At 31.9% G+C, this 14,408-nt stretch carries 13 protein-coding genes, 8 tRNA genes and 2 pseudogenes; 15 read left to right on the forward strand and 8 right to left on the reverse strand.

Annotated elements, in window-relative coordinates; translation table 11 throughout:
• Positions 1–120: 120 nt before the first annotated feature.
• The 4 genes from prsA to ACXQH5_RS12035 form a co-directional block, all read right to left on the reverse strand.
• Complete coding sequence (prsA, locus tag ACXQH5_RS12020) at positions 121–1,083, reverse strand: peptidylprolyl isomerase PrsA (RefSeq protein WP_000782119.1); 963 nt, start codon at positions 1,081–1,083, stop codon at positions 121–123.
• Between the two features lie 204 nt (positions 1,084–1,287).
• Positions 1,288–1,845: a DUF3267 domain-containing protein gene (locus tag ACXQH5_RS12025; RefSeq protein WP_000477959.1), complete on the reverse strand. Its 558-nt coding sequence runs from the start codon at positions 1,843–1,845 to the stop codon at positions 1,288–1,290.
• A 732-nt stretch (positions 1,846–2,577) separates the two neighbouring features.
• Positions 2,578–2,943, reverse strand: coding sequence for a YtxH domain-containing protein (locus ACXQH5_RS12030; RefSeq protein WP_000648118.1), 366 nt, complete (start codon positions 2,941–2,943; stop codon positions 2,578–2,580).
• 141 nt (positions 2,944–3,084) lie between these two features.
• On the reverse strand, positions 3,085–3,507 hold the full coding sequence (locus ACXQH5_RS12035) for an HIT family protein (RefSeq protein ID WP_000004981.1): 423 nt from the start codon (positions 3,505–3,507) through the stop codon (positions 3,085–3,087).
• Between the two features lie 133 nt (positions 3,508–3,640).
• Here ACXQH5_RS12035 and ecsA point away from each other — a divergent pair, with 133 nt between their 5' ends.
• Both ecsA and ecsB read left to right on the forward strand, forming a co-directional pair.
• Complete coding sequence (ecsA, locus tag ACXQH5_RS12040; RefSeq protein WP_000216874.1) at positions 3,641–4,381, forward strand: ABC transporter ATP-binding protein EcsA; 741 nt, start codon at positions 3,641–3,643, stop codon at positions 4,379–4,381.
• The gene (gene ecsB / locus ACXQH5_RS12045) at positions 4,374–5,597 is read left to right on the forward strand and encodes an ABC transporter permease EcsB (protein ID WP_001245766.1); all 1,224 of its coding nucleotides are present in this window, start codon (positions 4,374–4,376) and stop codon (positions 5,595–5,597) included. Before ecsA ends, ecsB begins: the two co-directional genes overlap by 8 nt.
• A 123-nt stretch (positions 5,598–5,720) precedes the next feature.
• On the opposite strand, the gene traP is transcribed toward ecsB, so the two are convergent.
• Complete coding sequence (gene traP, locus ACXQH5_RS12050; protein ID WP_000737983.1) at positions 5,721–6,224, reverse strand: signal transduction protein TRAP; 504 nt, start codon at positions 6,222–6,224, stop codon at positions 5,721–5,723.
• A 185-nt stretch (positions 6,225–6,409) separates the two neighbouring features.
• Between traP and ACXQH5_RS12055 the strand changes: the two genes are divergently transcribed.
• From ACXQH5_RS12055 to ACXQH5_RS12115, 13 genes are all read left to right on the forward strand, one after another.
• Complete coding sequence (locus ACXQH5_RS12055) at positions 6,410–6,496, forward strand: hypothetical protein (RefSeq protein WP_031875110.1); 87 nt, start codon at positions 6,410–6,412, stop codon at positions 6,494–6,496.
• Positions 6,486–7,523: a uroporphyrinogen decarboxylase gene (gene hemE / locus ACXQH5_RS12060; RefSeq protein WP_000233540.1), complete on the forward strand. Its 1,038-nt coding sequence runs from the start codon at positions 6,486–6,488 to the stop codon at positions 7,521–7,523. The genes ACXQH5_RS12055 and hemE overlap by 11 nt, the downstream gene beginning before the upstream one ends.
• Before the next feature lie 57 nt (positions 7,524–7,580).
• Entirely contained in the window at positions 7,581–8,504 is a 924-nt protein-coding gene (gene hemH / locus ACXQH5_RS12065; RefSeq protein ID WP_000162888.1) for a ferrochelatase, read from the forward strand.
• Between the two features lie 23 nt (positions 8,505–8,527).
• Complete coding sequence (hemY, locus tag ACXQH5_RS12070) at positions 8,528–9,928, forward strand: protoporphyrinogen oxidase (protein ID WP_000167528.1); 1,401 nt, start codon at positions 8,528–8,530, stop codon at positions 9,926–9,928.
• 314 nt (positions 9,929–10,242) lie between these two features.
• The gene (locus tag ACXQH5_RS12075; protein ID WP_000132890.1) at positions 10,243–10,797 is read left to right on the forward strand and encodes an RBBP9/YdeN family alpha/beta hydrolase; all 555 of its coding nucleotides are present in this window, start codon (positions 10,243–10,245) and stop codon (positions 10,795–10,797) included.
• Positions 10,798–11,269: 472 nt separating this feature from the next.
• Positions 11,270–11,343: transfer RNA gene (locus ACXQH5_RS12080), tRNA-Met, on the forward strand.
• A 21-nt stretch (positions 11,344–11,364) separates the two neighbouring features.
• Positions 11,365–11,440 (forward strand) — tRNA-Asp (locus tag ACXQH5_RS12085).
• 16 nt (positions 11,441–11,456) lie between these two features.
• Positions 11,457–11,529, forward strand: a tRNA-Phe gene (locus ACXQH5_RS12090).
• A gap of 13 nt (positions 11,530–11,542) precedes the next feature.
• Positions 11,543–11,618, forward strand: a tRNA-His gene (locus ACXQH5_RS12095).
• 15 nt (positions 11,619–11,633) lie between these two features.
• Positions 11,634–11,707: transfer RNA gene (locus tag ACXQH5_RS12100), tRNA-Gly, on the forward strand.
• A gap of 14 nt (positions 11,708–11,721) precedes the next feature.
• Positions 11,722–11,796: transfer RNA gene (locus tag ACXQH5_RS12105), tRNA-Asn, on the forward strand.
• A gap of 1 nt (position 11,797) precedes the next feature.
• Positions 11,798–11,869, forward strand: a tRNA-Glu gene (locus ACXQH5_RS12110).
• Positions 11,870–11,923: 54 nt separating this feature from the next.
• Positions 11,924–12,012: transfer RNA gene (locus tag ACXQH5_RS12115), tRNA-Ser, on the forward strand.
• A gap of 558 nt (positions 12,013–12,570) precedes the next feature.
• On the opposite strand, the pseudogene ACXQH5_RS12120 reads toward ACXQH5_RS12115, so the two are convergent.
• The 3 genes and pseudogenes from ACXQH5_RS12120 to ACXQH5_RS12130 form a co-directional block, all read right to left on the reverse strand.
• Positions 12,571–12,781, reverse strand: a pseudogene (locus ACXQH5_RS12120) (DUF1828 domain-containing protein); the annotation flags it as partial.
• A gap of 460 nt (positions 12,782–13,241) precedes the next feature.
• Complete coding sequence (locus tag ACXQH5_RS12125; protein WP_000206347.1) at positions 13,242–14,030, reverse strand: DUF1829 domain-containing protein; 789 nt, start codon at positions 14,028–14,030, stop codon at positions 13,242–13,244.
• Between the two features lie 36 nt (positions 14,031–14,066).
• Positions 14,067–14,333: pseudogene (locus ACXQH5_RS12130) on the reverse strand (DUF6978 family protein); the annotation flags it as partial.
• Positions 14,334–14,408: the final 75 nt, after the last annotated feature.

Below are 14,408 nucleotides of genomic sequence, written 5' to 3' on the forward strand. Positions count from 1 at the left end.
GAATTAAAAGATATCGGACAGATGAGTATACTGAAACATGAGCTCATCTGTCCGATTTTTAATGCGAAAAAACCGAGCGGCCGTGGTATGATTTTTGAACCACGGTCGCTCGGTTTTGTGTTATTGGCTCATGCCGGATTGTCCGCCTTGTGCGCCACCTTGTTTAAGTTTTTCAGGGTTTAAGATTTTATCTTCGACAACTGATTTAATATCACGATCTTTAAAGTCAACATCGTATTCTTTTAATAGATCTTTGTATGCATCAGTTAATAATTTTGGATTTTTTTGTACTTTCTGATCGACTAATTTTTCTTTCAGGCTTTGTTTTTCACTGTTAAAGTCTGTTGGTTTATCAGCTTTAATAATATGATATCCAAAGCTTGATTTAACAACGTCTGATACTTCACCATCTTTAAGTTTAAATAGTGCTTTTTCAAAATCTTTATCAGTTTGTCCTTTAAGAACATAACCTAATTCGCCATCTTTTTTAGCTGAACCAGTATCCATTGATTCTTTTTTAGCGATTTCACCAAATTTACTTGGATCTTTTGAAACTTCTTTTTGAATTTCTTCAGCTTTTTGTTTCGCTTCTTTATCATCTAAGCCTTCTTTGTCGCTTTTCTTAGATTTAACTTTAATTAAAATGTGTGAAGCTTTCTTGCTGTCTTCTTTAATTTCAGAATCAGAGATTTTAATTTTATCTGATAGTAATTCTTTATGATAAGCAGCAGTACGTAAATTTTCTTTATATTTATCGGCTGTTAAACCTTGCTGTTGAAGGGCCTTTTCAAATTTATCTTTACCGCCGTATTGCTTTTGCATTTTTTCAATTTGTTCGTCAATCTTCTTATCATTAACTTTATTTTTATATTTATCAGCTAAAATTTTATTTAACATTTCAGTAAATGATGCATTTGCAATTTGATCTTTACCGATTTTTTTCATTGTATCTGCAACTGTTACATCTCCAGCTTTAGAAGAAATTAATGTATTTTCTTTAGAATCTGTGGCACTAGCGCCACAAGCGCCTAATAATAGAGCACTAGCTGTTACCGGAACGATTAATTTGTTTATCATCTTCATAGTTGAAACTCCTTTGTAAGTTAATCATCGTGAATATAACATAGTTTTATATTATCACCAATCAATAACCCATGACATCAGACTAGAGCATTAGGTTTAGGGGTAGTAATTGATGAAAATAAAAAAACAAGGTCTATATACATTTGATTGTAAGCTATTACATAGCCTAAAAACAAATAATAACACCTTGCTATAATTATTTTGTTATAAATGATATGGATTTTTAATTTTTTTCAAAATATTAATACCTGTACTATGTTCTTCTATATATTGTCCATAATTAGAAAATATAATTATTTTTAAATATAATAAATCCGTAATGGAAATACCGAAATTCAATGCCAATAAGAACATAAAATAATGTCCATATTGCGGGAATGAAATTGTTAGATAAACGAACATTGCAGATAAGATAATTAACGGCAATATTAAGTTAATGCAAAAATAAAATTTGTGTACAGGTTGATTGACGTAGGTATTATAGAATATAAGCCATTTTCTTTTAGTCAACTTATGAACTTTAAACGATTTTCTATATGGTAAGAAAAATAATAAATGTATACTTTTATGTAATGGATACGTCATAAATACAAGTAATAAAAAGATGAGAAAATGTCTATCTGATAATGGCGTATTAGATAAAAAATACATTACTTCATAACTGACTAAAAACATAATGATGGTTGCAACTGCACTCATAAAAGCAATTCTAGGCAAACCAAATCGTGCATTGATATCAATTTGTCTTTTACATAAAAACATATCTTACGCCTCATCTCTTTTCAATATAAGTTAGATTATAACTAACTCAGGTTCAGTAATTCAATAGTAACATATCATGTTAGAAGAATTGTTATATAAGAAGAAAGGGGCGACGTATTGTTTGATTTGAAACGCGAAAGTGGGGATTGGTAAAATTGGCTGATTGACTAGCGTAGAAGTAGAATGCAGAACAAATTTCTGCGAACACATATTCTTGCTAATAAAGCATCACTTATTAAAAAGGCGCGTATGACATGAGTATTTGAAAACTTGGATAATATAAAAAATGGATATGGCAGGGCATATGCAAAAGCATCTTTTGACCAACTAAGTCATACAAATGCTAAAAATATAGTGATATGTAATGATAATAAACACCAGATTAATTATTTGTGCAAGTAAGGTATATGTAATGTGCATATAAGGTTCGGCTCAATGAAAATATAAGAATGTTATTTGTCGATAATGATTTAAGTAAAGCGTAATCAAAGTGCAAGGATAACACAATGAATCCTAAGCAATGTTTTCAATCAATTCATAAATATGATTTAAGTGGAAATCACTACAAACAACGTCTTCCTGTAATTTGTAAACATAAGTTCATTCGAGTTATAAAAAAGAGATGACAAGAAATATCTAATTTCTAATGTCATCTCGTTTATTTGGCATTTAATTTTAAAAAATAAATATGCTGTTACTAATAAAAATAGTTGTGATCGAGAACGTAACGTGCTATTTAGAAATTTCGTTTCCAATATCCTCGCCACGATTTTGTAAATTTTCGATGTGTGACTGTAAACGTTCAATATTAGGATTGATGTCAGATTTGAAGTTTCCAAGTAATGACTTAATTTCACCACCAATTGAACTACCAAATTCCGCACTTTCGTTTTTAATTTGAACACCATAGTTTAAAATGTCATTAAAACTTTGTTTAATCGTTTCAAATTCACGTTGTAGTTCTGATTTTGAACCAGTAGGGGCAGTACGATCGATCGTGTTGTTCTTGACACTTTTGTCGTCTCGTCCTTGAAGTGCAACTACAAAACCAGCTGCTACGCCAACACCGATACCGAATAGAATGCGTGATGCTTTCATTTATATTCTCCTCACTTTTAACATCTGTTATCTTGATAACTCATTTTGTTTAAAATTGCTAACCTTGATGTTATCACTTCAAACGCAATTGTTATAATATTAATCATATTATACCCGTTCGAGCTTAGATTAAGCATACATTTAAAATTGTGCTTGAATTTGTTCAGCAATTTGTTGTTTTGCATCGTTATCTAAAATATCTTCATGTGTTTCCCACTTATAACCAAATCCATCAATATCATTTTCATATCGAGGAATTAAGTGGAAATGAATATGAAATACAGATTGATCTGCAAACTCACCATTATTTTGAATAATGTTTAAACCATCAGGATTAAATGCACGCTTAATAGCATTTGCTACTTTAGGTAATGCTGCACCGATATGTTTCATTGTTTCTTCATCAGTTTCAAAGATATTAGCAGAAGCTTTTTTAGGAATTAATAACGTATGTCCTTTAGTAACTTGTGATATATCTAAAAAGGCATAGACATAATCGTCTTCATATACTTTAAAGCTAGGAATTTCTCCAGTTAAAATTTTGCCGAAAATTGTTTCTGACATGATGACTACACTCCTTTTCAACTTGTATTACCATTCATTATAACATTGTCGTTAAAAATTCGATATTAGGACATGTGTATTTAATATGAGCATTTTATAATTTTTGGTACAATATAAGTCATGGAGGTGCCTTATGACAGTTAAAGTAGAACAGCTTACAGGTGGATATGGAAAACGCCCTGTAATTAAAGATATAAATTTTGAATTAAACAAAGGCGAAATCGTTGGACTTATTGGCCTTAATGGCGCTGGTAAGAGTACAACGATTAAACATATGCTAGGATTGCTTACACCTATGGAAGGATCTCTATCAATTTCAGATATCAACATTAATGATGACATAGAGGCTTATAGAAGAAAGTTATCTTATATTCCGGAATCACCGGTTATTTATGAAGAACTCACATTAGAGGAACACATTGAGATGACAGCAATGGCATATGATATTGATCGTGATGAAGCGATGAATCGAGCAATGCCATTATTAAAGACATTCCGTTTAGAAAATGAATTGAAAGTTTTTCCGAGTCATTTTTCTAAGGGGATGAAACAAAAAGTCATGATTATTTGTGCGTTTATCGTTAATCCCGAATTGTATATTATAGACGAACCATTCCTTGGCCTAGATCCATTAGGAATTCAATCCATGTTAGATTTAATGGTTGAAAAGAAAAACGAAGGTAGAACCGTTCTAATGAGTACACATATTTTAGCAACAGCTGAACGTTATTGTGATCGTTTTATCATACTAGACGAAGGTGAAGTCGTTGCATTTGGAGATTTAGAAGCATTGAGACAACAAACCGGCTTACATAATCAAACATTAGACGATATATATATTCATGTGACGCAAGGTGGAGATGTACATGCGTAACCAAGCGACCACATTATTTAATAAAAGATTACATGCCCTTCGTAAAGAGAAAAATTATTATAATAAGTTTATATTTAATGGTCATTTCATGGTCTTTTTACTTATTTTGCTAGGTGCATTTATTTTTGGATATGGTGAATGGTTAAAACATATTCCAACGAATATCAATTTTTCATTAATAGCAGCAGTGATTGTTGCGTTGACATCCATTTTTCCAATGCGACCACTGTTAAAAGAAGCGGATAAAATCTTTTTATTACCATTTGAAAAACACATGTCTCAATTTATGCGCCATGCGATTTTATATAGTTACTTTGCGCGCATATTAATCCAACTCATTATTGTTATTGTAATGTTCCCGTTGTTTTACAATATTAATCAACATAATGTGGCATTTTATATTTGTTTTGGAGTAAGTGCGTTAATTTTTCCATATGTTGGTTTACGCTTAAGATGGCAATGGTATCAATCGGGACTTAAAACATGGCAAGTTAATTTAATATCATTCATCATCTTTGCTCTAACATATTACTTACTATTAGCTCCAAAATGGTACATCGTATTTGTGATGGTTGCTTTGCCTGTGTTAATAGAATTTTTAGTTAAAAAATATAAACCAGGCTTTTTGTATCCTTGGGAGAAAATGATTGCTATCGAACATCGACATCATATGAATTATTATAAATTTGTTAATATGTTTACCGATGTGAAACATTTGAAAGAATCTGCAGTCAGAAGAAGTTATTTAGATATACTTTTACCAGTTCCGAAGGGTAGTAAATTTAACTCTAATGCGATGTATTTATTCTTATTTATTAGAAGCTTTATAAGAGGGAGAGACGCGTTTAATATTATCTTTAGGTTAGTAATTATTGCAGTTTTACTTATGGTTTGGTTATCATATCCATTAGTGACAGCAATTATTGGGTGTTTATTTGTATATATTATATTGTTACAAATGGCACAATTTTATTCTCAACAAGCATATGGCTTATGGCCTCAAGTGTGGCCTGTACCTGAAGATAAAGTAATCAAAGGGTATGAACAGTTTTTATATAGATTGATGTTTGTTATTTGTACTGTGTTTGCAGTGACATTTATTATAAAACATATGACGTTATTCTATGTTGTACTCATTTTCTATATTGTAGGTTTATTAACGATTAGAAGTATTATTAAAAAGTTAAAATATCAGGAAACATTATTACGAGACTAAAAAACTTCCATTGGCATGTATGTTGTAAAGGTGCATGTAATGTTGAACGCCAAATGATACGGCGTTCAGATTACATTAGCATCTATACGTTAACAGCATAACCAATGGAAGTTTTCTTCGAATCTATTCTTTTATTGGGTATAAATATCTTTCAAAATAACTTGAATGTTGTCCGCTTGAACCAAAGTAATGACTTAATGCTTCTTTTGAAAAATGATCTTTAAAAGCATCAGAATTTTTAAAGTCTTCATAAGTTTGTCGATCAGCAAAGCCAAAGTAAATTTTGTAAGTTGTACCTTTAACAGGTCTCAGCAATCGATAACTTTTAAAGCCACCAAAGTTTTTGAAATTGTCATCAACACTGATTAATTTCTTTTCAAGTTGATAAACATGGTCTTCAGTTGACGGAATAAAAATTGCGCAATAAAAATGATCTTCATTGAATGCGCCTATTTCTTTAATAACTTCATATATTGAAGGTGATTTCAGTACAGTATTTTCTTCAGTCTCTTCAAAAATCACCGATGAATCAGCAGTTGAAAATTGGAATAAATGATGAGATGGATTATTGATTTTTATCTGATTTAAAAATCCATATGTGCCATAAGATGTATATAATTTCTTCATATGAAAGGTCCCCCTTATGTTTTTATTTATTATACGACGATAAACTAGTCATTACCACTATTAATATACGGTTAAAGTTACTATAATAAATCATGCAAGACAAAAAGGTGTGGAGATAATCCATCAAGATTTTAAAATTTAAATACACAAACAAATGATGTGTAATTTAATGTCAGTTTTATGACATTTATTTATTGAAAATACGAACGAATGAGCGATATGATAATATAGATAAGAATGATTTTAATTTAGGAGGCCTTTATGGTGCATAATAAAAACAATACAATTTTGAAAATGATTAAAGGTGAAGAAACGACACATACACCTGTTTGGTTTATGCGACAAGCTGGCCGTTCGCAACCAGAATATCGAAAATTGAAAGAAAAATATTCACTATTCGATATTACCCATCAGCCGGAGTTGTGCGCTTATGTTACACATTTACCAGTTGATAATTATCATACAGATGCAGCAATTTTATACAAAGATATTATGACACCATTAAAGCCAATTGGTGTCGATGTAGAAATTAAATCGGGTATTGGTCCAGTGATTCATAATCCTATCAAAACAATTCAAGATGTTGAGAAACTTTCTCAAATAGACCCCGAACGAGATGTACCATATGTATTAGATACAATTAAACTTTTAACAGAAGAAAAGTTAAATGTACCGCTAATAGGATTTACTGGGGCACCATTTACATTAGCGTCATATATGATTGAAGGCGGACCATCGAAAAATTACAATTTTACAAAAGCGATGATGTATAGAGATGAAGCAACATGGTTTGCTTTAATGAATCATTTAGTTGATGTATCTGTTAAATATGTAACAGCTCAAGTCGAAGCAGGTGCCGAATTGATTCAAATTTTCGATTCATGGGTAGGTGCATTAAATGTCGAGGATTACAGACGTTACATTAAACCACATATGATTCGATTAATCAGTGAGGTTAAAGAAAAACATGATGTGCCGGTAATTTTATTCGGTGTAGGTGCCAGTCATTTAATCAATGAATGGAATGATTTACCGATTGATGTATTAGGCCTAGATTGGAGAACGTCTATTAATCAGGCTCAACAATTAGGCGTTACTAAAACATTACAAGGGAATTTAGATCCATCAATTTTATTAGCACCATGGAATGTCATTGAAGAGAGATTGAAACCAATATTAGATCAAGGTATGGAGAACGGTAAACACATCTTTAATTTAGGACACGGTGTTTTCCCAGAAGTGCAACCAGAGACGTTACGTAAAGTAAGCGAATTTGTACACACATATACACAAAGATAATCATAGTATTACATTGAAGCACATGAAAGATAATTCATTTAAAGGAAGGTATTATCAATGACTAAAAAAATGGGATTATTAGTTATGGCTTATGGCACACCTTATAAAGAAAGTGACATAGAGCCATATTATACAGATATTAGACATGGTAAACGTCCATCTGAAGAAGAACTTCAAGATTTGAAAGATAGATATGAATTTATAGGTGGTTTATCACCATTAGCAGGTACAACAGATAACCAGGCTGATGCGCTAGTTTCAGCATTAAATAAAGCATATGCAGATGTTGAATTTAAACTATACTTAGGATTAAAACACATTTCACCATTTATCGAAGATGCGGTTGAACAAATGCACAATGATGGTATTACTGAAGCAATCACTGTAGTACTAGCACCACATTATTCTTCATTTTCAGTAGGATCATATGACAAACGTGCTGATGAAGAAGCTGCAAAATATGGTATTCAACTTACACATGTGAAACATTATTATGAACAACCTAAATTTATTGAATATTGGACGAATAAAGTCAACGAAACATTAGCTCAAATACCGGTAGAGGAACATAAAGACACGGTATTAGTTGTTTCGGCACATAGTTTGCCAAAAGGTTTAATCGAAAAGAATAATGATCCATATCCACAAGAACTAGAACATACTGCGCTTTTAATTAAAGAACAATCTAATATTGAACATATCGCGATTGGTTGGCAATCTGAAGGTAATACTGGTACACCTTGGTTAGGGCCAGATGTACAAGATTTAACACGTGATTTATATGAAAAACATCAGTATAAAAACTTTATATATACGCCAGTAGGTTTTGTATGTGAGCATTTAGAGGTGCTTTATGACAATGATTATGAATGTAAAGTTGTTTGCGATGATATTGGTGCGAATTATTATCGTCCAAAAATGCCGAATACACATCCATTATTTATCGGTGCAATTGTTGATGAAATCAAGTCTATATTTTAATGACGAAAGAAGCGTGAAACGTTGTGACTAAATCAGTGGCTATTATAGGAGCGGGGATAACAGGTTTATCAAGTGCATATTTTTTAAAACAGCAAGATCCTAATATTGATGTAACCATCTTTGAAGCATCGAATCGTCCGGGGGGAAAGATTCAATCGTATCGTAAAGATGGTTATATGATTGAACTAGGGCCTGAATCTTATTTAGGTAGAAAAAAGATCATGACAGAATTAGCGAAAGATATTGGATTAGAACAAGATATTGTTACAAATACGACTGGACAATCTTATATTTTTGCGAAAAACAAATTGTATCCTATTCCAGGTGGATCAATTATGGGAATTCCGACAGATATCAAACCGTTTGTGACAACTAAATTAATTTCACCACTTGGAAAGTTAAGAGCAGGGTTAGATTTACTTAAAAAACCTACTCAAATGCAGGATGGTGACATTTCTGTTGGTGCATTTTTCAGAGCAAGATTAGGTAATGAGGTACTTGAGAATTTAATAGAGCCTTTAATGGGTGGTATTTATGGTACCGATATTGATAAATTAAGTTTGATGAGTACGTTTCCTAATTTTAAAGAAAAAGAAGAGGCATTCGGAAGTCTGATAAAAGGTATGAAGGATGAGAAAAATAAGCGTCTGAAACAAAGACAATTATATCCTGGCTCACCAAAAGGACAATTCAAACAATTTAAACATGGTTTAAGTTCATTTATTGAAGCATTAGAACAAGATGTGAAAAATAAAGGTGTGACAATACGTTACAATACGTCAGTGGATGATATTATTACATCTCAAAAGCAATATAAAATTGTTTACAGTAATCAACAAGAAGATGTATTCGATGGAATATTAGTGACAACACCACATCAAGTTTTTTTGAATTGGTTCGGGCAAGATCCAGCATTTGATTACTTTAAAACGATGGATAGTACGACTGTTGCAACTGTTGTATTGGCATTTGATGAAAAAGACATTGAAAATACTTATGATGGTACTGGCTTCGTGATTGCGAGAACGAGTGATACTGACATTACCGCATGTACTTGGACATCGAAAAAATGGCCATTTACTACACCAGAAGGTAAGGTTTTGATTCGTGCGTATGTAGGTAAACCAGGTGATACTGTGGTTGATGATCATACAGATAATGAATTAGTATCGATTGTACGTAGAGATTTAAGTCAAATGATGACATTTAAAGGTAATCCTGAATTTACAATTGTCAATCGTTTGCCGAAAAGTATGCCACAGTACCATGTTGGTCACATTCAACAAATTAGACAGATTCAAGCACATATTAAACAAACATATCCACGACTTAGAGTAACTGGTGCATCTTTTGAAGCGGTTGGACTACCTGATTGTATTACACAAGGTAAAGTTGCTGCTGAAGAAGTAATCGCAGAGTTGTAAGTTAATTGTTGGATGGTGTTGGTGTGATGCCTTTAGATAATGTTTGATGAAATATAGTCATTTTTAAGTTATATAATGGTGGAAGTAATGTGTAAATCATGATACTTTCAGCGGGAATTATTTCATGAAATTGAAGCAGAGACAAAGGGTTAGCTGTTTTTGAATAATATTGAAATGATGACAATACACTTTAATTAGAAATGTCACTTTGCGATAAAAGATTTCTAATTAAGGTGTTTTTATTTTACAATTATAGGTAAGTATTCATTTTTTTAAAATAGAATAGAAGTAGTAAGTTGAAAGGAGAGAATGTGATGACAGATGTAATCATTGTACATTCTATGCATGGTAATAGTAGAAATCATTGGTATCAGTGGTTAGAGCATAACTTAACTTTAGAAGGATATGACGTAACATTATTTAATTTTGAATCCCCTGAAGCGAAGACAGTCGATCAGTGGATTGAAGCTATGACGAAACAAATTAATGTACGCAAAAAGGATACATATTTTGTAACACATGGTTTAGGTTCAATAACAGCTTTAAAATATATTGAAATGATTGATCAGCCGATTGAAGGCTTTTTCAGTATAGCGGGCTTTAAAGAAGATGCAGAAAATATAGATTTAGATATTGATTTAAGTAATGTAACCATTGATTACGATAATATTAAAAAGAAAGTTGACAATTTTTACGGATTGAGTTCTAAAAATGACAAATACGTTTCATATAAAGAAACCCAGCGTTTAATGAATGCATTAGAGGGGAACTTGCGAATCGTGGAAGATGGAGGGCACTTCTTAGAAGAGGATGGCTTCGAAACATTTACAGCGTTGCAAGATCGGATGCAAGATTACATGACACGATAGTTAGTGTATTGTTGTGTTATGTTGTGTCAGTAGGTAGCTGCTGATTTTGAAAAAATTGTGGTAATTAAGGCGCCAAGCAATGTCTTAGGGGCTGCAACGTTATATTGGTAGTCGCTGACTGAATGAATATGCGGTTGTAACAAGCTTTTATAATTTCTTTTCAGAAGGTATAGGCGTTATAAACTTTATAATTCCTATACCTTTTTAAATGCTTTAACACTATTTATGACAACTATTAGACACTTATATGATAAAAGGGAATAAGAAGCGTTTTTTTACACAAAAAACTTTGAAAATGTCGTTGACGTACACTACAAAAATGAATATACTAATATTTGTGTTCAACAGAGAACATGTTGCTACGATATTTAAGTAATTATTTAAGAGATAACATTTAAATTAAATTCAAAAAGTTCTTGACTTTAGGTTTTTGATTATGGTATATTAATTAGGTAATTCAAAATAATATTAGCGCGGGATGGAGCAGTTCGGTAGCTCGTCGGGCTCATAACCCGAAGGTCGGTGGTTCAAATCCGCCTCCCGCAATACATAGTTTTTAATTTAATAGGTCTCGTAGTGTAGCGGTTAACACGCCTGCCTGTCACGCAGGAGATCGCGGGTTCGATTCCCGTCGAGACCGCCATTATTATTACCATTACGGTTCAGTAGCTCAGTTGGTAGAGCAATGGATTGAAGCTCCATGTGTCGGCAGTTCGACTCTGTCCTGAACCATTATTAATTCATGGCGGTTGTGGTGAAGTGGTTAACACATCGGATTGTGGTTCCGACATTCGAGGGTTCGATCCCCTTCAGCCGCCCCATAATCGTTTACATTAGCGGGTGTAGTTTAATGGCAAAACCTCAGCCTTCCAAGCTGATGTTGTGGGTTCGATTCCCATCACCCGCTCCATTATTTTCTATTATTCCACAGTAGCTCAGTGGTAGAGCTATCGGCTGTTAACCGATCGGTCGTAGGTTCGAGTCCTACCTGTGGAGCCATGGCTCCTTGGTCAAGCGGTTAAGACACCGCCCTTTCACGGCGGTAACACGGGTTCGAGTCCCGTAGGAGTCATACAAACAGAAGTGAAATATCGCTTCTGTTTTTTTATTACATATTTATTGTTGAGGAGAGTTGTCCGAGTTGGCCGAAGGAGCACGCCTGGAAAGTGTGTAGGCGCCACAAGTGTCTCGAGGGTTCGAATCCCTCACTCTCCGTTTTAGCGCTTAAAATGGTTTAAAATCATTTTAAGCGCTCTTTTTATTTTAGACTCAACCCTTTGATATATCTGCATTTGAGCTATTACCATCATTTTTATACTTCTTATTTATTTATATCCATTTAAAAATTTTTAGCCACAATGTGACTAATTTTTGATGGTTAATCTTAATTTTAGTCACAAGATTTTGAAGTTTAGTCACAAAACAAATCATTCAGATTTTTTTCTATAAATTTAGTTTCATTATCTTCAAATTTTTTAATCAAATGCGAATATGTTTTAAGCGTTGTATGTACATCTGCGTCACCTAATCGTTTTGATATGTAATGTATAGGTGTTCCTTAAAGAAAATCAAATATTATATATACGCTTGAAAAAATAATATAATCAATCGGCATCTACGTGCGGATTTTAAAGAAAAGCGTAGCATAACCAGGAGTTAGTCAATTTTTAATAAATTCGACTAAATTATTAATAAAGGCTAAAGTAATTAGTTTACTTTAGCCTTTATTGCATTTGTAATTTATAGAATTGCGAACAGGGGACTACTGTTAGTTTATGTGATTAAAACTTCAATGTTATTAGATTTATTAGACCATTTCAAAATCGCAAGGTTCTCATGTTCTGCTACAGTTTGCGCTCTTTGGAAGATATATATCATTTACTATTACTAACATGATGTATTCTAATTTGTTTGTGGATGGGCTGTTTGGTTTGATATCGCGGTAAATATAAGCTGCATTAGTTATATTGTTGAAATCTAAGTTGAATTTATTATCATACAGCAATGTGCCAATTAGGGACATTTTTAATTTTGAACTCTACATTTTGTTAAGAGTATCTGGTTATATTTGCAAAATGGTATGAACATTTATCATCATTTATTAAGTTGTCTTGATGATTGAATGACCCAGTATTTATTCAGTTCGAGAAGATTGAGAGTGTTAAATCGTATTCGCGTATAATTTCGATTCTAGTCATACCATTTTTATAAAGTTTAACCATTTGTAATTTGAAATCCTTAATAGATGTTCTTCTGACTCTTGTCAAAATAAAATCGCCTATCCAAATAGTTTAACAATATCTATTCTCATAGAATTTGTTCAACTAAGTGTAGACGATTCTGCATTATCTATAAGACTATTCAAGTTGCTATCTTAAGCTGTTTCGAATTTTTCAAATTTCTCTCATTTAATAAAAAAATTGATATTATCACGTCCAGAAATATTAAATCAATAAACCTATCTTTTCGTCTAATTCACTATAATCTATAGTACTTATATAGTTTTCATGAAGAAGGTTTTTATTATGTTCATTTTTTTCTTTTTTTGAGTCATTTAAAATAAAAATAAACTCATTTTGCCTGTGTCTTTTTATTTTTTTTGCTTGCATAGCATCTGTTATTTTCGACTTAATAATCATAGAATTATTAGGATTAGAAATAGCATTGATAAATTTTTCTTTTTGGTTTTTCTTAGCGCTAATAAAAAAGTCAAAATTATGAACAACACCACTGCTTCCTATAATAGGTAAATCTCTTCCGTAATAAATGTTATGTTCATCAAATTTGTTTGCAACATCTTCTGAAAATATGTTTTGTGACTTAGGATTAGAAAGTAAGTACATATCACTAACAAATATAAGGCACTGTAATAAATTATGTTTAGATTTATTAAAATTTTTAAAGTTAGTTTGAACATAAATTTCGTGGGTCTTATCGTTGTATTTAGTACCGTAGGCTGAAAGATGCTCTTCAAAAATCTTTTTACGTTTTTTGAATTTATTTAAAGAAACACCGTTATTTTCTAAACCAAATGTAGTATAGCCGTCATCAGTCAGTGTAATCATGTCTCTGGACTGATCGTATAAAGCGTATATTTTTAAATTATCTAAAGAATTATCTTTAAAAGGGGTATCTATTTTTACAACATTGTTTGATAAATTAGAAAACTCTAAGATCTGGTTATACCAATCAAGATATTCTTTTTTTAATTTTTTAGCATCAAACGTAGTCATATTATCCCTCCTTTATTCAAGGTCTTTTATATTATTTTACTCTAAAAACGACATATACACATTATACAAGTTATAGATGTCGGGGAAATCTTTCAAGTTAATTTCATAAGCAAACCTATCCTTTTTATCACACTTATCATTATATATGTGAATATGACTTTTCGGAGCGATTGTTCCATCTGGATTATCGTGAGTATCACCGTTAATATCTATTCTAACTAGGGTGTGATAGGTATCTTTGAAAATGATTGAAATTGAAAACCTATCTTTTTCTATGTTCCCTCTTTTTATTGTTAATAAGTGGAAATGATAATTTAATAATGTACACTTTTGATTGTTTAAACATGTACAATTTTTAAAAACCTATAGATAATTTTA

This window comes from Staphylococcus sp. SA22 (genome assembly GCF_054165785.1).